Origin of the sequence: Embleya sp. AB8 (assembly GCF_049739465.1) — a bacterium.
Classification (GTDB): domain Bacteria; phylum Actinomycetota; class Actinomycetes; order Streptomycetales; family Streptomycetaceae; genus Embleya.
The window spans coordinates 164767-184477 of record NZ_JBMHHY010000001.1 but is presented as its reverse complement, the minus strand read 5'-3'; the positions used below and the strand labels follow the sequence as shown (position 1 = coordinate 184477).

General features: G+C 71.0%; 14 protein-coding genes. 3 read left to right on the top strand and 11 right to left on the bottom strand.

What is annotated here, in order from left to right; genetic code table 11:
* Positions 1-28 precede the first annotated feature (28 nt).
* The 4 genes from ABIA38_RS00795 to ABIA38_RS00780 all read right to left on the bottom strand — a co-directional run bounded on the left by ABIA38_RS00795 (position 29) and on the right by ABIA38_RS00780 (position 7622).
* Positions 29-1954 (bottom strand): acyl-CoA dehydrogenase family protein, encoded by a 1926-nt coding sequence (locus ABIA38_RS00795; protein WP_424636363.1) that lies wholly within the window; start codon positions 1952-1954, stop codon positions 29-31.
* A gap of 177 nt (positions 1955-2131) precedes the next feature.
* Positions 2132-3574 carry an aldehyde dehydrogenase family protein gene (locus ABIA38_RS00790; protein ID WP_424636362.1) on the bottom strand — a complete coding sequence of 481 codons (1443 nt, stop codon included), beginning with the start codon at positions 3572-3574 and terminating at the stop codon, positions 2132-2134.
* A 107-nt stretch (positions 3575-3681) separates the two neighbouring features.
* On the bottom strand, positions 3682-5202 hold the full coding sequence (locus ABIA38_RS00785; protein WP_424636361.1) for a PucR family transcriptional regulator: 1521 nt from the start codon (positions 5200-5202) through the stop codon (positions 3682-3684).
* Between the two features lie 44 nt (positions 5203-5246).
* Positions 5247-7622 (bottom strand): hypothetical protein, encoded by a 2376-nt coding sequence (locus ABIA38_RS00780; RefSeq protein WP_424636360.1) that lies wholly within the window; start codon positions 7620-7622, stop codon positions 5247-5249.
* 256 nt (positions 7623-7878) lie between these two features.
* Here ABIA38_RS00780 and gabT point away from each other — a divergent pair, with 256 nt between their 5' ends.
* Positions 7879-9234, top strand: coding sequence for a 4-aminobutyrate--2-oxoglutarate transaminase (gene gabT, locus ABIA38_RS00775; RefSeq protein ID WP_424636359.1), 1356 nt, complete (start codon positions 7879-7881; stop codon positions 9232-9234).
* Positions 9235-9385: 151 nt separating this feature from the next.
* On the opposite strand, the gene ABIA38_RS00770 is transcribed toward gabT, so the two are convergent.
* Complete coding sequence (locus ABIA38_RS00770; protein ID WP_424636358.1) at positions 9386-9832, bottom strand: anti-sigma factor antagonist; 447 nt, start codon at positions 9830-9832, stop codon at positions 9386-9388.
* A 550-nt stretch (positions 9833-10382) separates the two neighbouring features.
* On the opposite strand from ABIA38_RS00770, the gene ABIA38_RS00765 reads away from it, so the two are divergent.
* Positions 10383-10991 carry a phosphatase PAP2 family protein gene (locus tag ABIA38_RS00765; RefSeq protein ID WP_424636357.1) on the top strand — a complete coding sequence of 203 codons (609 nt, stop codon included), beginning with the start codon at positions 10383-10385 and terminating at the stop codon, positions 10989-10991.
* 237 nt (positions 10992-11228) lie between these two features.
* On the top strand, positions 11229-12644 hold the full coding sequence (locus ABIA38_RS00760; protein WP_424636356.1) for an APC family permease: 1416 nt from the start codon (positions 11229-11231) through the stop codon (positions 12642-12644).
* 94 nt (positions 12645-12738) lie between these two features.
* Here ABIA38_RS00760 and ABIA38_RS00755 read toward each other — a convergent pair whose 3' ends face one another.
* The 6 genes from ABIA38_RS00755 to ABIA38_RS00730 all read right to left on the bottom strand — a co-directional run bounded on the left by ABIA38_RS00755 (position 12739) and on the right by ABIA38_RS00730 (position 19710).
* Entirely contained in the window at positions 12739-13527 is a 789-nt protein-coding gene (locus tag ABIA38_RS00755; protein WP_424636355.1) for a tyrosine-protein phosphatase, read from the bottom strand.
* Positions 13528-13566: 39 nt separating this feature from the next.
* Positions 13567-14526, bottom strand: a complete 960-nt coding sequence (locus ABIA38_RS00750) for a metallophosphoesterase (RefSeq protein WP_424636354.1) — start codon at positions 14524-14526, stop codon at positions 13567-13569.
* Between the two features lie 177 nt (positions 14527-14703).
* Complete coding sequence (locus ABIA38_RS00745; protein WP_424636353.1) at positions 14704-16206, bottom strand: CoA-acylating methylmalonate-semialdehyde dehydrogenase; 1503 nt, start codon at positions 16204-16206, stop codon at positions 14704-14706.
* A gap of 237 nt (positions 16207-16443) precedes the next feature.
* On the bottom strand, positions 16444-17874 hold the full coding sequence (locus ABIA38_RS00740; RefSeq protein ID WP_424636352.1) for an NAD(P)/FAD-dependent oxidoreductase: 1431 nt from the start codon (positions 17872-17874) through the stop codon (positions 16444-16446).
* A gap of 106 nt (positions 17875-17980) precedes the next feature.
* Positions 17981-18781 (bottom strand): ABC transporter permease, encoded by an 801-nt coding sequence (locus tag ABIA38_RS00735; RefSeq protein ID WP_424636351.1) that lies wholly within the window; start codon positions 18779-18781, stop codon positions 17981-17983.
* Positions 18781-19710, bottom strand: a complete 930-nt coding sequence (locus ABIA38_RS00730; protein WP_424636747.1) for an ABC transporter permease — start codon at positions 19708-19710, stop codon at positions 18781-18783. Before ABIA38_RS00730 ends, ABIA38_RS00735 begins: the two co-directional genes overlap by 1 nt.
* Position 19711: the final 1 nt, after the last annotated feature.

The window sequence follows — 19711 nt, the reverse complement described above, 5'->3', positions numbered from 1 at the left end:
GGACGTGCGCCCGCCGGCCCGGGGCCGCTCAGCCGACCGGTCGGTGCACGTTGTCCAGCTTGGAGGGGCCGGGGGTCGCGTCGGCGATCCACGGGCCGTCGGTGGACGGGTCCAGGATGCCGTCCTCCAGCCACAGGTAGCGGCCCGCCAGCACGCCGGCCACGGCCTTGACGTCCAACGTGTCGGTGTTGGTCCACAACCGGCCGAACAACTCCTCCACCCGGATCTGGGCCTGCCGGCAGAACAGGTCGGCGAGTTCGTACGCGGCCCGCCCCTGCTCCGCCTCGCGGCGGCGCAACATGTCGGCCCGCACGCACACCGCGCTCATCGCGAACAGCTCGGCGCCGATGTCCACGATCCGGCCGAGGAAGCCCTGCTTGCGCTCCATCGCGCCCTGCCAGCGGGCCATCCCGTAGAAGGTGGAGCGGGCCAGGCGACGCGAGGAACGCTCGACGAAGCGCAGGTGCGCGGCCAGGCTCGGCCCGCCGGCCGGGGCGAACTCCCGGTAGGACGTCGGCACTTGGCCCTTGCCGGCGACCAGCTTGGGCAGCCACTTGGCATAGAAGACGCCGGCGTCGGCGGCGGCCTTGCCCTTGGCCTTGAGGTCGGCCTCGGGGTCGATGATGTCGCCGGCCACGGCCAGGTGGGCGTCCACCGCCTCGCGCGCGATCAGCAGGTGCATGATCTCGGTCGAGCCCTCGAAGATCCGGTTGATCCGCATGTCCCGCAACATCTGCTCGGCGGGCACCCCACGTTCGCCGCGGGCGCGCAACGACGCGGCGGTCTCGTAGCCGCGACCGCCCCGGATCTGGACCAGTTCGTCGCTGACCGTCCAACCCACTTCCGAGGCGTACAGCTTCGCCAGCGCGGCCTCGATCCGGATGTCGCGCCGGTCCTCGTCGGCCATCCGGGCGGTCAGTTCCAGGACCGCCTCCAGTGCGAACGCACTGGCCGCGATATAGGCGACCTTGCCCGCGACCGCCTCGTGGCCGGCGATCGGCCGCCCCCACTGCTCACGTTCGCCGGCCCATTCGCGGGCGATCTTCAGGGACCACTTGGCGGCGCCGACGCACATCGCGGGCAGCGAGAGCCGGCCGGTGTTGAGCGTGGTCAGCGCGATCTTCAGGCCCGCGCCCTCGGCGCCGATCCGGTTCGCGACGGGCACCCGGACCCGGTGGAAGCGGGTGACGCCGTTCTCGATGCCGCGCAGGCCCATGAACGCGTTGCGGTGTTCGACGGTGATCCCGGGGCTGTCCGCGTCCACGACGAACGCGGTGATCCCGCCACGGCGGCCCTCGGCTTTTGGCACCCGGGCCATCACCACGAGCAGCCCGGCCACCACACCGTTCGTGGTCCACAACTTGACGCCGTCCAGGACGTACGCCTCGCCGTCCTCGGTGGGTACCGCGGCGGTGGCCAGTCGGGCCGGGTCCGAGCCGACGTCCGGCTCGGTGAGCAGGAACGCGCTGACCTCACGCACGCAGCGCGGCAGGAACTCGCGCTTCTGCGCGTCGGTGCCGAACATCTTGACCGGTTGCGGCACGCCGATCGACTGGTGCGCGGACAGCAGCGCGCCGAGCGCCGCGTTCACCGAACCGACCAGGACGAGCGCCTTGTTGTAGTAGAGCTGGCTGAGCCCCAGGCCGCCGTACTCGGTGTCGATCTTCATCCCCAGCGCGCCGATCTCGGCGAGCCCCTTGATCACCTCGTCCGGGATCCGGGCGTCGCGCTCGATCACGGCGGGGTCCACCCGGGTGGCGAGGAACTCGCGCAGGATCGCCAGGAAGTCCTCGCCCCGCCGGACCTCCTCGGCGTCGGCCTCCGGGTGCGGATGGACCAGATCGAGTCGAAAACGCCCGAGGAACAGCTCCTTGGCGAAACTGGGCTTGTCCCAGTCCCGCTCGCGCGCTTCCTCGGCGACCTTGCGCGCTTCGCGTTCGCTGACAGGGGGCATGACGAACTCCTCGCGGACTCGCGGCGGAACCGACGTTGTTACCGATCGGTGTTACCTGCCCGTGCACGTCCACTGAATGCCGGGTGACACCCATTTGTCCAGAGAACCCGACCGCACACATACGAAAGGGCCCGGCGGCATCACCCCAGCCGGCCGGGCCCTTCGTCTGACGGGTGTCTACAGGTCGAGGCCCGTGAGCACCATCACGCGCTCGTACGTGAAGTCGGTCATCGCGTAGGTGACGCCCTCGCGGCCGACGCCGGAGTTCTTGGCGCCGCCGTAGGGCATCTGGTCGGCGCGGTAGGACGGGGCGTCGCCGATGATCACGCCGCCCACCTCCAGTTCGCGCTGGGCCCGGAAGGCGGTCTGGATGTCGCGGGTGAACACGCCCGCCTGGAGGCCGAACTCGGAGTCGTTGACCGCGGCGAACGCGGCGTCCGTGTCGTCCACCCGGGTCAGCGTGAGCACCGGGCCGAAGACCTCCTCGCAGGCGATGGTGACGCCGGCCGGGACCTCGCTGAGCACCGTCGGCGCGTAGTTCGCCCCGTCCCGGGTGCCGCCGGTGAGCACCTTGGCGCCGGCCCGCACCGCCTCGTCCACCCACGACTGCACCCGCTCGGCGGCGGCCACGCTGACCAGCGGGCCGACGTCGACCGTGTCGTCCTCGGGGTCGCCGGTGACCTGCGCGGCCACCTTGGCCACGATCTTCTCCACCAGGCGGTCGTACACGCTCGCGTCGGCGATCACCCGCTGCACCGAGATGCAGGACTGGCCGCCCTGGTAGTTGGAGAACGTCGCGATCCGCTGCGCGGCCCACTCCAGGTCGGCCTCGGCGGACCAGTCGGCGAGCACCACCGCGGCGGCGTTGCCGCCCAGTTCGAGGGTGACGTGCTTGCGCGGCACCGAGTCCATGATGCTCCAGCCCACCGGGCCCGAGCCGGTGAACGAGATGACCGGCAGCCGCTCGTCCTTCACCAGCGCCGGCATCCGGTCGTTGGGCACCGGCAGCACGCTCCAGGAGCCGGCCGGCAGGTCGGTCTCGGCCAGGATCTCGCCGAGCACGAGTGCGGACAGCGGGGTGGCGGGCGCGGGCTTGAGGATGATCGGCGCGCCGACCGCGATCGCGGGGGCGACCTTGTGCGCGACCAGGTTGAGCGGGAAGTTGAACGGCGCGATGCCGAGCACCACACCCTTGGGGATCCGGCGGACCAGCGCGTAGCGGCCGGTGCCGCCCGCGTCGGTGTCGAGCCGCATGCCCTCGCCGTTGAACCGGCGGGCCTCCTCGGCGGCCCAGCGGAACACCGATACCGCGCGGCCGACCTCGCCGCGCGCCCACTTGATCGGCTTGCCGTTCTCCGCGGTGATCAGCCGGGCGATCTCCTCGGACCGCTCGGCGAGCCGCTTGGCGACGTGGTCCAGGGCGGCGGCGCGCCGGTAGGCGGGCAGCCCGGCGAACTCGTGCGCGACGGCGTGCGCCGCGGCCACGGCCTCCTCGATCTGCGCGTCGGTGGGCTCGAAGACGCGGCCGACGAGCCGGCCGTCGTACGAGTTGGTGACATCGAAGGACGTCTCGCCGCCGGCCTGTCGGCCTGCCAGCCAGAACGCGTGGGTGGTGGTCACTGCTGCTCCTTCTCCGTCAACGGGCGCCGATGTTCCCGGTGACTCAACGGTACGTCGATCGCCCGTTCGCGTTTTTGTCCATCTCGGCCAATCGGCCCACGCCGCCGCTACGACTTGTCCTCGGCCGCGTCGTTCGGGTCGCGCAGTGCGAACCACAGTTCCGCACGGGTGTCCGGATCGTCCAGGGTACGACCGAGGATCTCCTCGGCCCGGCGAATCCGATAGCGCAGCGTGTGTCGGTGCACCCCCAGGTCGCCGGCCGCCGCGTCCCACTGCCCGTGTCGGGCCAACCACGCGCGCAGCGAGCCGACCAGGTCCCCCCGACCGCCCGCGTCGTGCGCGCGCAGCGGCGCGAGCAACTGCTCGGCCCACGCGTGCACCGCGTCCCCGTCCAGGAGCGGCAGCAGCCCGCCGGCGTCGCGCCCGTGCACGGTCAGCGTCTTCTCCGAGCGCAGCCCCACCGCGTGCGCGCCCAGTGCCTGCCGGTAGCCGGCCACCGCGGCGGCCGGCTCGACCGCACCGGACACGCCCGCGACCAGTCCGGGCAGGTCCACCGGCTCGACCGGCTCGACCGACTGCGGCAACACCAGGACCGTGGCCCCGCCGAGGTCGCCGACCAGCGCGGGGGTGCCGGCCCGGACCGCCCGCGCGCACAGCCGCTCGGCGAACGCGGTCACCACCGGCTCGGGCCCGGTGGCCACCACCAGCCGCCACGGACCCGGCGGCAGGTCGGCCGCGATGTCGTGGGCCAGTTCGGCGGGCGTGGCCCGTTCGCCGGTGAGCAGCAGGCGCAACAGCGCGGTACGCATCCGGGCACCCGCGTCGGCACCGGCCCGGGACTGCTCCAGGGCCAGGGTGAGCAGCGAGGCCGCAGTGGCCAGGGTCTGCCGGTCGGCGGTGCGCGCCGGCCGGTCGATGCCCACCGCCAGGAAACCGCTGATCCGCCGCTCGGCGCCGAGCGACTGGACCACGATCCGCCCGTCGTCCTCGTCCTCCTGCAGCGATGCCGAGGACGGCGCGGGCAACCCGCGCAGCTTGTCGATGTCGGCGCGCAGCGCGTCGGTGCGCGACCTGGCCGCCGCCGGCGCCACCTGGCGCAGCGTGCCGTCGGCGGCGTAGAGCGCGGCCCAGCCGTCGAGCCGGGCGGCCAGCCGGCGGATCAGCGTCGCGGCGCCGTCGCGCCCGGCGGCGGCCCGGGTCAACTCCTGCTGGACCGCGAAGCCCGTGGTCACCGTCTCGTACTGCTCGGCCGCCAGCGCCGAGGAGACCACCTTGCTGATCGCGATGAACGGCGTCGGGCGCGGCACCTCGAACACCGGGAAGCCGTGCGCCTCGGCGGTCTCGACGATCACCGCGGGCACCCGGTCCAGGGTCAGCCCCACCCCGATGCCGAGTCCGGCCACCTCGGCCGCGGCGAGCCGCTCGACGTAGGCGCGGCGTTCGGCGTTGTTGCGGCCGAGCTTCATCCCGGTGGTCAGCAGCAGTTCGCCGCCCTCCAGATAGGGCGTGGGATCGGCGAGTTCGCTGGTGTGCACCCACCGCACCTCGCGGTCGAGCCCGCCCTTGCCGGCGAGCACCCGCAGGTCGAGGGCGGGCGCGCGGACCAGGGAGGCGAGGGTGGGCGGCATGTCGGCGTTGTCCAAACTGGAGTGGGAGAGGGCTCCAGTCTGACTCAGTGGCCGAGATCGATCAGCACGGGACGGGTCCGCTCGCCCTTTCGGGTGGTCAGGCTGACCACGGCGTGGTGGGTGGGCAGGTCGCCGGTGATCTCCGCCGGAGACCAGCGGTAGCGCTCGACGGTACGCGTGGTCACCCGCTCGGAGCGCCCGCTGGCCTTCTCGCCGAACAGCGTGCCCAGCACCGAGTAGCGCAGCCGCTTGACCAGGCCGCCCTCGGGCGTGCCCATGGTGATCGACTGCTCCTGCTCCTTGGTCATCCCCCAGTGTTCGGCGAACAGTTCGGCGTCGGCCCGGGACGCGCCCGGAACCACCGCCTTGCAACCGGCCGCGGCGAACACGGTGTGCCGCAGCGCGGCGGGCACGTCGTCCAGCGAGCGGACCGAGAGCACCAGACCGGCCCGGCGGTTGCGGGCCCACTGCAGACCCTTGGCCACGTAGTCGTCCACCAGGCGCCCCGCGTCGTCGGCGACCAGGCAGGCGAACACCTTGCGCGGGCCGCGTTCGCGCCGGGGGGTGGCCATCGCCTGGACGAACTGGGACAGCACAAGCCGGCCGATCAGCCGGGCCGCCTCGGGGTGCGCGGCCTCGTTGAGCGCGATCCGCACCCGCAGCGGCCGGTCGATGTCGCCGGCCGCGAAGCGTTCCCGGTCGGCGCGGAACAGCTCGGCCACCCCGGGTCGTTCGAGCACGGCGAGGCGCTGTACCAGCATCCGCGCGTCGTCGTCGCCGCGGGCCAGCATGCGCAGCGCGCGCTCGTGCTCGGTGTACCGATCGGCGGCGCGCAGCGCCTCCGCCAGGGCCTCCAGCGCGTGTTCGGCACCGTCGAGCAGATCGAGCAGGGTGCCGACCTCGGGATAGCGGCCGTGCCCGGCCACGTGGGCGCCGAGCACCTGGCGCAGCGCGTTGCCCGCCGCCTCGCCCAGGCCGATCGCGTTCGGGGGCAGCGCGGCGGCGGCGAGTCGGTCGGCGGCGTCCTCGGGCGAACCGGCGCCGCCGTAGAGGTCCAGGCCCCAGGGCGAGTTCGGGTCGCCGACGATCACCTCGCGGTCGTAGCCGCCGGGCCGCACGAACTCGTCGCCCTTGGCGTCGATCACCACCAGCGACGCGGTGCCGGTGAGCGCGCGCAGGCTCATCGCCTCGACCACCGGATCGAGCAGTCGGCCGGGCTCGCCGGCCCGGGCCGCGCCGACCACCAGCATCGAGGCGCCCAGCACGTCCGGATCCAGCGCGAACGCGGTGTCCCGGTAGAGGGCCGGATTCCGTGGATGGTCGGTGCCGGTGCCGATCCGGACCTGACCGGTCAGCAGGTCGTGTTCGGCCCGCCGGGGCCGCACGTCGCGCTGCCCGGAGCCGTGCCGACACGCGGCGGCGCCGTGGTCGGCGATCTCGTCGGCGACGTCGGCCAGATACTCGCGGTCGCGGTCGCCGGCCTCCAGGACCCGGCGCAGCCGCAGGTAGTCCACGTCCCGCAGGCGACCCGCGGCCACCTCGTCGTCGAGCAGGTCGGCGGCCTCGTGTTGCCCGGCCGCGCGCAGTTCGGGCCACAACTCGGCGTCGGCGACCGGGATCTCCTCGTCCTCGGGCACCGCGTGTGCGTCGGGTGTGCGGGCGTACGGCCGGACCACCGCGTCCCAGCGGCCGAGCACCGCGGCGCCGTAGAGGAAGGCGCCGTTGTAGACGAGCCGGACCAGCCACTGCCCGTCGTGCAGCAGTCCGCGCGGGAAGATCAGCAGCAGCAGGGCGACGAACGGCCGCATCAGCACGATCCAGGCGACGAAGCCGAGCACCAGGAACAGCGCGGCCCGGCGCCACTGTTCGGGGCGCGGCCGGCCGTTGAGCTCGGCCCGCCGGTCCAGCCGATGCCACCACGGGCGCAGGAACGGCCAGGCGATCTCGTGCCAGCGGCCGAGGTAGCCGAACAGTACGAGCAGCACCACGTAGAGCAGGTTGTTGAACAGCAGCGGCCACAGGAACGTCGGCACGATCTGCCGGACCAGCCAGACGTAGGCCATGATCACCCAGTTCAGGCTCAGCACGCCGATCAGCAGCCACAACACCGCGCGGCGCACCAGCGCCGCCTCGGGTCGGGTGCGCGCCTCGCGCTCGGCCGCGAGCAGCTTGATCGCCCGCTCGTCGCGGCCGTAGCCGTACACCCCGGGCGCCTCGCGGTGGCGCGGGCCGCGCAGCCAGCCGCGCAGATCGAAGCCGTCGGGGTCGACGCCGCGCCGGGCCTTGGCGGGCGCGGGCACCCGGGTCCCGGCGGCCCGGCCCCGCCCCGCCCACGGCTCGTCCCGATCCCGGGGATCGGGCGGGTAGTACGCGTCCTCGACAGCCGGCGACGCCGGGGAATCCGGCCGTTCCACGTCCACGTCACGTCCTCCCGCAACCACGCCCTGCGACCGCACTCAATGTAGGCGCCGGACCGGCCGTCGTGATGATCATTTCGGCGCGAGTCCGCGATCGGTTTCGGAGAAGTTCTGCCCGATCGGCATTTGTCCATCCCGGACACAAGCAACCGGGTGATTAACCGATGCGGCGCGTGCGGGGCCGGCGGCCCGGCGCCTAGCCTGCCGATAGGACCGCGGTGCCACCGCGAACCCCCGCCTCGACCCACAGGAGACCAGCATGGGCGCTTCGCAGCCCGGTGGGCCCTCGCTCCCGCAGGAGCGCCGGCTCGTCACCGCCATCCCCGGCCCGAAGTCGACCGAGCTGATGACGCGTCGCAACGCGGCGGTCGCGCGCGGCGTCAGCACCACCCTGCCGGTCTTCGTGACCCAGGCGGGCGGCGGCGTGGTCGTCGACGTGGACGACAACTCGCTGATCGACTTCGGCTCCGGCATCGCGGTGACCAGCGTCGGCAACTCGGCCGAGGGCGTCGTGCGCCGCGCCTCCGAGCAGCTTCAGCGGTTCACCCACACCTGCTTCATGGTGACCCCGTACGAGTCCTACGTGGCCGTCGCCGAGCAACTCAACGAGCTGACCCCGGGCGACCACGAGAAGCGCACCGCGCTGTTCAACTCGGGCGCCGAGGCGGTGGAGAACGCGGTCAAGATCGCCCGCGCGCACACCAAGCGCCCCGCGGTCGTGGTGTTCGACCACGGCTACCACGGTCGGACCAACCTGACCATGGCGCTGACCGCGAAGAACATGCCGTACAAGGAGTCGTTCGGCCCGTTCGCCCCCGAGGTCTACCGGGTCCCGGTCGCCTACCCCTACCGCTGGCTGACCGGTGCGGACAACTGCGCCGAGGAGGCCGCCGCGCAGGCGATCGACATGATCACCAAGCAGATCGGCGCGCACAACGTGGCCGCCGTGGTGATCGAGCCGATCCTGGGCGAGGGCGGGTTCATCGAGCCGGCCAAGGGCTTCCTGCCCAGGATCGTGGAGTTCTGCAAGGCGAACGGCATCGTCTTCGTCGCGGACGAGATCCAGACCGGCTTCTGCCGCACCGGCCAGTGGTTCGCGTGCGACGACGAGGGCATCGTGCCGGACCTGATCACCACCGCCAAGGGCATCGCGGGCGGCCTGCCGCTGGCCGCGGTCACCGGGCGCGCCGAGATCATGGATGCCGCCCACGCGGGTGGTCTGGGCGGCACGTACGGCGGCAACCCGGTCGCGTGCGCCGCGGCGCTCGGCGCGATCGAGACGATGCGGGCGCTCGACCTCAACGGCGCGGCCCGCCGGATCGGCGAGATCATGCTCGGCCGACTGGGCACGATGAGCGAGAAGTTCGCCGAGATCGGCGAGGTCCGCGGGCGCGGCGCGATGATCGCGATCGAACTGGTCAAGCCCGGCTCCAAGGAGCCGAACCCGGAGCTGGCCGGCGCGGTGGCCAAGGCGTGCCACGCGCAGGGCCTGCTGGTGCTGACCGCCGGCACCTACGGCAACGTGCTGCGCTTCCTGCCGCCGCTGGTGATCCCCGAGCACCTGCTGGTCGAGGGGCTCGACGTGCTCGAGCAGGCGTTCACCGCCTCGATCTGACGCACGCGCGAGACCCGCGACACCACGAGCCCCGGCCGACGGATCACTCCGTCGGCCGGGGCTCGGCGTTTTGCGGAATCCATCGAGTTCGGCCGGTCGGCCGGCGGGTTCGGCCGAAAAGCGCCGCCGTTCGACGGCGCAGGCGCGACGCTCAGAGCCGCGGGCGGCGCGGTGCCGGGGCGATCCGCTCGACCAGGCTCAGGCCCGGGACCACGTCCCACCCGCACAGGGCGAGCACGCGCGACATCTGCCGGCTCGCGCCGACCAGGATCAACCGACCGCCACGCCGGGACAGCGTGCCGGCCTGGTCGACGAACACCCGCAGCCCGGCGACGTCGATGAAGACGAGCTTGCTCACGTCCACCCGGATGTCGCCGCCGTCACGGGCGGCGGAGGCGAGCACGCGGCGCACCAGGTCCACGTTGGCCAGGTCGATCTCGCCCGCCAACCGGAGGCCGCGCGGTCGGGTCGTGCGCACGACGCGAAGCTGGCGGTCGCTGGTCAGGACCACGCCCATCGCACCCGCGCCCCGACCCGGCCGGGGTTCCACCGAGGAATCGAACACGGCACCGCCCGCCTTGACGCCCTTGGAAACCACCGGAGTCGCGCTCCGGCGGACGCGCCCGCTCCCCGCAGGGGCCGGGATGCACGGCACGCGGTATGTCGAGTAATCGGACTCTTCAACCACCTGGCCAACCCTACCTTTGCGTGCTGACAGCAGAGGGGCGATCGACGACATTGCGTCAATGCCACGTCACTCGGCCCGCCGTCGATTTGCCCTGCTTACGGATGTTCTCCACGCAGTTGGACCCTCGGGGGCGGTCGGACTCACGCGACACCCGCTGTGACCCCGCTCACACCTTTCGAAGCTCCAACGTACAGCGTGTATGTCCCACCTTCCAGACCGTGGAGAACGTGTGCAGGGTTTGTGCACAGGTCGCGAGTCGGGAACTCGTGGACCCACTCTCCACGTATCTTCGAGTGAGATGCACAGACCTTCCTCCGACACCGGCCCTGAGCAAGCCGGTGGCCGCCCCGGGACAACGCCCCCCGTTCCGGGGCGGTGGTCTGTTCACTCACAGTACACGCGCAACCTCGCAGCGCCGCTGATTCTCGCCATCGCGCTGATCACACTGACCATCCAGGTGGTGGCCGAAAGCGGGCCGTCGATCGTGCTGGATCGGACGGTGCGGGACGGGATGCGCGAGCTCGCCGGGGCGTCCACGACGGCGTGGCTGGACGCGCCGATGCACTTCCTCGCCGACCTGGGCGGCCCGCTGCCCGCCGGGCTCGCGCTCACCGCGGCCGCACTGTTCGCCGCCTGGCGTGCGCGACGCGTGGCTCCGCTCGCGATCGCGGCCGGCGCGGTGCTCGTGGTGATGATCGCGGTGATCGCCGGGAAGGACCTGATCGGCCGAACCGGGCCGAGCGGGTCACCGCTGCCCGCCGACCAGTGGGGCTTCTTCCCCTCGGGCCACAGCGCCACCTCGACGATCTGCTACGGGATGGCCGCACTCCTCCTCGGGCGTGTCGGCTCGGCTCGGACCCGGCGGCTGTGTACGCGTACCGCGGTGGTGCTGTGCGCCGCGATCGGGTTCGCGCTGATGTGGTGCGACTACCACTGGTTGGCCGACGTACTGGCGGCATGGGCACTGTGCGGGATCGTGCTGGGCGCGGCGGCCCGGGTCCTGGACCACCGCCGGCGCGGTTGGGTCGACCGGTCCGACGACGCCGACCGGTGCCGGCTCGCCAGGTGAACGGCCGGAGAACTTTTCCCGCAGCTCGGTCTGCGGATTACGCGCCATCAGATGCCAGCTTGAAGCGTTATTCGGTGAAATCTGGGCGCACAACCTACGGAATCAGTTGCTAACGGGATCTTGACGCGTGATCAAACGGGCGTTTGTATTACGCCGCACCGTTCGGAACGTGCGAACGGCTCACCATCCGTCCCGGAGGCGATAACCGCACCCCGCTGTCCCGCAGAGGTAGCGCACATGGCTGTAGAAACCACCCCACCGCCGTCCGGGACCCTGACTCCAGTCACCCTCGACCCCGCCGGCGGGCCCGCACCGCTCAAACGATCCATCGGCGTCGTCGGCGGCACGCTGCTCACGCTCTCGTGTCTGACCCCCGCGTCCTCCCTGTTCGTGATCGTGCCGGGGATGTTCCAGGACCTGGGGTCCGGTACCGCGCTGGCCCTGGTCGTGGCCGCCGTGCTGTGTGTCGGCGTGGCGTTCTGTTACTCCGAACTGGGCACCCTGATCCCCAGCGCCGGCGGCGAATACGCCATGGTCGGCACGCTGATGGGCCGCTTCATGGGTTGGCTGGTCTTCATCATCGCCACCATCGTGGTGATGATCGTGCCGCCGATCATCGCCCTTGGCACCGCCGAGTATCTGACCTCGATCGCCACGATCGACACCATGTGGGCCGGCGCCGCGGTGATGATCCTGGCCACCGTCATGGGTCTGCTGGACCTGCGCGCCAACGCCTGGGTGACCGGCGTCTTCCTGGCCCTGGAGGTGGTCGCCGCGGCGATCGTCGCCTTCCTCGGCTTCGCCAACGTGCACCAGTCCACCTCGACGCTGATCAAGCCCGAAGTGGTCGCGGACGCCGCCGCCAACACCACCGACCCACTCAAGATGGGCGTGCTGATCGCCGGCATGGCGGGCGCGCTGTTCGCCCTCCAGGGTTTCTCCACCGCGGTCTACCTGGCCGAGGAGATGGAGAACCCGCGTCGCACGGTCTCCCGCACGGTGTTGTGGACCCTGGGCCTGGGCGGCGTGATCCTGATCGTGCCGACCATCGCCATCTCGCTGGGCGCCCCGGACCAGGCGACGCTGGCAAACGGCGACATCCTCGGTCTGGTCGAGGGCTGGTCCAACCACGGCATGGCCACCTTCATCGGCCTGTGCATCGCGCTGGCGATCATCAACGCGGGCGTGGTCATGGTGATCCAGAACTCGCGCGTGGTCTACGCCTCGGCCCGCGACCGGGCCTGGCCCGAGCCGATCAACCGGGCCTTCGGCAAGGTGAACCGGTTCGGTTCGCCGTGGGTGTCCACGCTGGTGGTCGGCGTGCCCGGCGCGCTCCTTTGCTTCGTGAACCTGGACATCCTCGGCGAGGTCACCGGCGTCGCGGTGGCCGCGCTCTACCTGATGGTGGCGCTGGCCACGTTGGTCGCCCGGCGGGGTACGCACAAGCACACGCAGGCGTGGCGAATGCCGCTGTGGCCGGCGATCCCGGTGCTGCTGATCGCGGCGATGATCTACGTACTGACCGAACAGCCGCTGCGCGCGCTGTACATCACCGGAGGGGTGGTGCTCGTCGCCGCGCTCTACTGGGTGTTGTACCTGCGTCCGCGGCAGGAGACCCGCTGGAACATCAAGCTGATGGCCGACGACTCCTGATCGGCCCGAGGGCCCGACTGGGCCGTTGTACCCGCCCGAGGGCGGTGCCTCCTCCGGTGGGCACCGGCCTCGGGCGGTTCGTATTCGTGCCGGCTCAGTCGAGCAACGCCGCGCGCAGCCGGGCCAATCGGTCCGCGTCCAGGCCCAGGCCGCGTTCCAGGTAGGCGTCGAAGCTCCCCCAGTGGGTGTCCATCACCTCCAGGGCGCCGCGCAGATACTCCTCGCGCACCTCGAGGAACGGCCGGAAGAGTTCGAGCAGTCCCGGGCGCATCGCGAGTTTGTCGCTGTTCAGCTCGTAGCGGTTCGCCGGGTCGTTGCTGATCAGGTAGTTCGCCACCACGTCCGCCGCGGAGACCCCGACGATCCGCTGGACCAGGGCCGCGGCGATGCCCGCGCGGTCCTTGCCGGCCGAGCAGTGCACCACGACCGGCAGGCCGTCGGCGGCGAGCAGCGCGCGCAACAGTTCGGCGTGCTTGTCGACCCGACTCACCACCTGGTCGCGGTAGTCCGCCGCGATCGACTGCTCGGCCCGGCCGTCGCCGAGCCGTTCGCGCAGTACGTCCAGGTCGGCACTGCGCATGTCGCTCCAGAACGTCCCGTGCCGGGCCGGGTCGGACATCGACAGGTTGAGCCATCGCGCGCCGGCGGGCAGCACGTCGGCGCCGTCCATGTCGATGTCGGCCGCGCTGCGCAGATCCACCACGAGCCGGATGCCCAGGCCCGCGATGATCGCCCGGTCGGCGGCCGTGGGCTTGGCCAGATGGCCGCTGCGGAAGTAGCGGCCGGGGCGTATCCGGCGGCCGTCGGTGGTCGGCAGACCGCCGATGTCGCGGAAGTTGCGCACACCTTCGAGCACGATGCCGTCCGCCTGATGTTGTGTCACGGGTCTCCTCGGGTTGGTCCGGCCGACTGGGGAGCGCACTCAGGCGCCGCGTACCGGACGGGGTTCGCCGAACCGTTGCTCGAACTGCTCGTCGGTCAGCTCGCGCATCTCCTCGATCGTCACCACGCCCAGCATCAGCTCGGTGAGGAAGCGCGGCGCGGGCCTGGCCCGCATCGCGTCGGTGATCGGACCGGGCACGGTATGCGCCGCGGACTCGACCCGGCCGTCCGGATGCAGTGTGAAGGTGCGGTAGCCGGGGCCGTCGAAGCGCCTGCCGGCGTAGTCGATGCTGTAGGTGGTCGAGGGCGCCACGAACACCGGGACGCCGCCGAACTCGCCCTCCAGGGAGCCGTGCAGGTGTCCCCCGGAGATGGCCCGGATCCGCGGGAAGTCGCGTAGCAGCGCGCCGAGTCGGCCGGAGGGGTCCAGGTTCGGGCAGATCTCCGCGAGCGGCGGCTGATGGACGAACAGCAGCGCGTGCTCGGCGTCCGAACCGGCCAGGATCTCCCGGATCCGGGCCGCCTCGGGCGCGCTCAACTCCGGTCCGTCGGCGCGGGTCATCCGGTCGTCGAGGTCGCGGTAGACCCCCTCGCCCACGTGTTCGCGGCCGAGCGCGTTGGTGTCCACCATGAGCAGCAGCCAGGACCCGATCCGCACCGCCGGTTCCAGGTGCACGCCGGTGCGCGGGAGACCCGCCGTGTAGGCGTCGTGGCTGTCGTGGTTGCCCGGGAGGCAGTACACCGGCACCGACAGTCCCTGGAGCACGTCCCCCAGGCGCCGATAGGCCCCCGGCTCGCCGGTGTCGGCCAAGTCGCCCGAGGCGACCAGCACATCGGCCGCGGCGAGCGCTTCGGCGGCGTCCGCGAGGGTCGCGGCCAGCCCCGCGTCCGGGTCGTGGCGCACGAATCCGTGGGTGCCCGGGGCGTCCCGGTAGTGCACGTCGGAGATCTGGATCAACCGGATGGCGGTATCGCCGGCCGGAGTGGCTTCTTCGGGCATGCGCCGTTCCCCTGTTCAGGTCCGTAACGGCCGTCGACTGATCATCTGACGACCCGTCAAGCATGCTGCCAGGGAAGGCGCGCGGAGGAAATGGCGAAGCCCGCCGGACCACGTCGTCGGGGTCGGGCGGGCCGCGCCGGGCGGTCTCGCCGAGGCGGGACCGGGTCGGGCGAAGGGTCAGTCGTTGGTCGGGAAGCCCAGGTTGATCCCACCGTGGCTGGGGTCGAGCCAGCGCTGGGTGACGACCTTGCCGCGGGTGAAGAACTGCACGCCGTCGGCGCCGTACGCGTGCAGGTCGCCGAACAGCGAGTTCTTCCAGCCGCCGAACGAGTAGTAGGCGACCGGGACCGGGATCGGCACGTTGATCCCGATCATGCCGACCTCGACCTCGTTCTGGAACTTGCGGGCCGCGCCACCGTCGTTGGTGAAGATCGCGGTGCCGTTGCCGTACGGGTTGGCGTTGATCAGCGCCAGGCCCTCGTCGTAGGACTCGACCCGGACCACGGACAACACCGGGCCGAAGATCTCGTCCGTGTAGATCGACATCTCGGGGGTGACGTGGTCGAACAGGGTCGGGCCGACCCAGTAGCCGTCGGCCGTGTCGTCGCCGTTGATCGGGTGCGCGCGGCCGTCGACCACGAGCGTCGCGCCCTGGTCCTGGCCCGCCTGGACGTAGGACAGCACCTTGTCCGCGTGTTGCCGGGTGACCAGCGGGCCCATCTCGGAGTCGGCGTCGTTGCCCGCGCCGACTCGGAGCTTGGCCATCCGCTCCTTGATCCGGGCGATCAGCTCGTCGGCGATCGGCTCGACCGCGACCAGGGCCGAGATCGCCATGCAGCGCTCGCCGGCAGCGCCGAACCCGGCGTTGACCGCGGCGTCCGCGACCAGGTCCAGGTCGGCGTCCGGGAGCACCAGCATGTGGTTCTTGGCGCCGCCGAGGGCCTGGACGCGCTTCCCGTAGCGGGTGCCGTTCTCGTACACGTACTTGGCGATCGGGGTCGAGCCGACGAACGAGACGGACTTGATGTCCGGGTGCTCCAGGATGCGGTCGACGGCGACCTTGTCCCCGTGCACGACGTTGAACACGCCCTCGGGCAGCCCGGCCTGCTGCCACAGCTCGGCCAGGAAGTTCGCGGTGGACGGGTCCTTCTCGCTCGGCTTGAGGATCACCGTATTGCCGGTGGCGATCGCGATCGGGAAGAACCACATCGGGACCATCGCCGGGAAGTTGAACGGCGAGATGATCGCGACCGGGCCCAGCGGCTGGCGGATCGAGTAGACGTCGATGCCGGTCGAGGCCTGCTCGGAGTGGCCGCCCTTCTGCAGGTGCGGGATGCCGCAGGCGAGTTCCACGACCTCCTGGCCGCGGGCGATCTCGCCGAGCGCGTCCGAGTGCACCTTGCCGTGCTCGGCCACGATGATCGCGGCCAGCTCGTCCTTCTTGGCGTTGAGCAGCTCGCGGAAGTTGAAGAGCACCGAGGAGCGCTTCGCGAGCGAGGCGTTCTTCCACGTGGCGAAGGCGCGGACGGCGACCGAGACGGCCTCGTCGACCTCGGCCACCGAGGCGAAGTCGACCGTGCCGGTGACCTTGCCGGTGGCGGGGTTGTGGATGTCGCCCCGACGCTCGGAGGTACCGGTCCACTCCGCGTTGGCAATCCAGTGGGTTACGTGGTTCGTCACGGTTCGGCCTTCCGGGGATGCGGTTTGGCGAGGGGCCGCACAAGCCCCGTACGGCGCCAGTCTTGCGGCCGGGCGCGCGAGGCTCAAGCTCCAGAGTGTCGGCGGTTGGGCCGTTCGCCTTACAGGATGCCCACCCGCTCCGCCCGTTACCTCGGGAATGAAGGCTGCGGATCCACCGCAAAAGGGGTGGGCGTACCCGGCCTCTCGGCCATGGTGCGTCCACCCCTCCGGTTCGGCTCAGCTATCGAAGCCCATGCCCACCTTGTCCAGTGCCTTGAGCCACAGGTTGCGCTTGCCGGCGTTCTTGTCGGCGCGGTCCATCGACCACTTGGTCATCGTCACGCCCGCCCACTTGATCGGTTCCGGGGGGAACGGGAGAGGCTTCGTGCGGACCATTTCGAGTTCGGTGCGCTCGGTCGGGCGGCCGGCCAGCTTGTCGAGCATGACCTCCGCGCCGAACCTGGTGGCGCCCACGCCCAGGCCGGTGAAGCCCATCGCGTAGGCGACCTTGCCCTTGTACGCCGTCCCGAAGAACGCCGAGAAGCGGCTGCACGTGTCGATCGCGCCGCCCCACGTGTGGGTGAAGCGCAGGCCGTCCAGCTGCGGGAAGGTGTCGAAGAAGTGCTGCGCGAGCTTCGCGAACGTGGCCGGGCGCTGGTCCAGTTCCGCGGCCAGCCGGCCGCCGTAGTGGTAGACGGCGTCGTAGCCGCCCCACAGGATCCGGTTGTCCGCGCTGAGCCGGTAGTAGTGGAACTGGTTGTTGGTGTCGCCGATGCCCTGGCGGTTGGCCCAGCCGAGCGCCGCGAGCTGCTCGGCGCTCAGCGGCTCGGTCATCATCGCGTAGTCGTAGACCGGGACCACGAACGGCCGCAGCCGCTTGACCAGCGACGGGAAGACGTTGGTGCCCAGCGCCACCTGCCCGGCGAAGACCCGGCCGTAGGCGCTCTCCAGGACCATCCCGGAGCCGTGCTCGGCCAGTCGGGTCACCTTGGTGCGCTCGTGGATCCGCACGCCCAGCGACTCGCACGCGGCCTTGAGGCCCCAGGCCAGCCGGGCCGGGTCGACGATCGCACAGCCGGTCTTGTCCCACACACCCGCCAGGTAGGTCGGCGAGTCGACCTCCGCGCGGACCTGGTCCCGGTCCAGGAAGGTCAGCTCGGTACCGTACTTGGCGGCCAGCTCGACCTCCTCGCGCAGTTCCTCGACCTGGTGCGGCTGGGTGGCCACGTTGAGTTCGCCGGTGCGGCGGAAGTCGCAGTCGATCCCGTAGCGCTTGATCGCCGCCTCGATCTCGTCGAGGTTCTCCTCGCCGAGCCGCTCCAGCTGCGCGAGTTCGCGCTCCCAGCGGTCCAGGCCGTTGTAGAAGCCGTGGGTCAGACTCGCCGCGCAGAAGCCGCCGTTGCGGCCCGAGGCCGCCCAGCCGATCTCGTGCGCCTCGAGCAGGACCACGTCCCGCGAGGGGTTGCGCTCCTTGGCGATCAGCGCGGTCCACAGGCCCGAGTAGCCGCCGCCGACGATGGCGAGATCGCAGTGCTCGTCGCCGACCAGGGCCGCGCGCGGTTGCGGGCGGTCCGGCTGGTCCAGCCAGAAGGGAACCGGTGCGGCGTCCGCGAGCGCGCGGACCGCCTCGACCGAGGGGGCAGGATCCGAGGTGTTCCGGGGACCCATGGGTTTCACCACTTTCGCGGGGCCCGCCGGGGTCCCCTTGTCGGACCCCGGCGGTTTTCACCGCATAGCTACAGATCTGGGATTGTTCATCATCCGCCGGGCGAGGCTACGCCCGCGCTTTGGCCCGCCGCGAGGCGCGGATCTGGCCGATCATCACGATCAGCACGGCGATCACGAACATCGCCGAGCCGATCACGTTGATCTGCGGCGGCGTGCCGCGCTGGGCCGCGCCGTAGACGAACATCGGGAACGTGACGGTGTTGCCCGAGGTGAAGTTGGTGATCACGAAGTCGTCGAAGCTCAGCGCGAAGGCGAGCATCGCGCCGGCCCCGATGCCGGGCGCCGCGAGCGGCAGGGTCACCCGCAGGAACACCTGGACGGGCGAGGCGTACAGGTCCTGCGCGGCCTCTTCGAGCTTGGGATCCATGCCGAGCACCCGGGCCTTGACCGCAACCACCACGAAGCTCAGGCAGAACATGATGTGCGCGATCAGGATGGTCACGAAGCCGGTGTTGATCCGCATGTTCAGGAACAGCGTGCCCAGCGAGGCGCCCATCACCACCTCGGGCATCGACATCGGCAGGAACAGCAGCGTGTTGATCGCGCCGCGGGCCCGGAACCGGTAGCGGCCGAGCGCGAAGGCGATCGCGGTGCCGAGCACGGTGGCGATCAGCGTGGACAGCACCGCGATCTTCATGCTGATCGCGACCGAGTCGCAGATGCCCGCGACCCCGCACGGCTGTTCCCACGCGTTCGTGGTGAAGCCGTTCCAGGTGTAGTTGAAGCGCCCGTTCGGATCGTTGAACGAGAACATCAGCACGACGAGGTTGGGCAGCGTCATGTAGCCGAGCGCGAGCAGCCCGAACAGCACGATGACATTGCGCCGCAACCAGTTGACGACGGCCATCAGACCAGGTCCTCCGTCCCCGCCTTGCGGATGTACGCGGTCACCATGAGCACGATCAGCAACATCAGGATGAACGACAGGGCGGCGGCGGTCGGATAGTCCAGGACCCGCAGGAACTGGGTCTGGATCACATTGCCCGCCATGCCGGTGTCCGGCGAGCCGAGCCACTGCGCGTTGACGTAGTCGCCGGAGGCCGGGATGAAGGTGAGCAGCGTGCCGGAGACCACGCCCGGCAGCGACAGCGGGAAGGTGACCTTGGCGAAGGTCGTGCGCGGCGACGCGTACAGATCGCCGGCCGCCTCGTGCAGGCGCGGATCGATCCGCTCCAGGCAGGCGTACAGCGGCAGCACCATGAACGGCAGGAAGTTGTAGGTCAGTCCGCAGATCACCGCGAGCGGCGTGGCCAACACCCGGTCGTCCTGGGTGAGTCCGAGGAACGCGGTGACGTCGGTGAAGCGCAGCTTGTTGAGCACGTCCACGACGATCCCGTTGTCCGCCAGGATCGTCTTCCAGGCCAGCGTGCGGACCAGGAAGCTGGTGAAGAACGGCGCGATCACCAACACCAGCCACATGCCGCGCCACTTGCCCGCCTTGAACGCGATCGCGTAGGCGAGCGGATAGCCGATCAGCAGACACAACACGGTGGCCGCGGCGGCGTAGCCGAACGAGCGCAGGAACTGCGGGTAGTACTGGTCGATCGCGTCCCAGTAGGTGGCCCAGTGCCAGGTGAGGTCGTAGCCCTTGGTCAGGTTGCCGGTCTGCAGCGACGTGGAGCCCTGGACCACCATCGGGATCGCGAAGAACACCACGAGCCACAGCAGGCCGGGCGCGAGCAGCGCGTACGGTACCCATCTGCCGCGCTTCTTCGGCTCGATCGGCGAGGCCGCGGTCTCCGCACCCCCCGCCGTACCCGTGCCCAGGGTGCCCAGG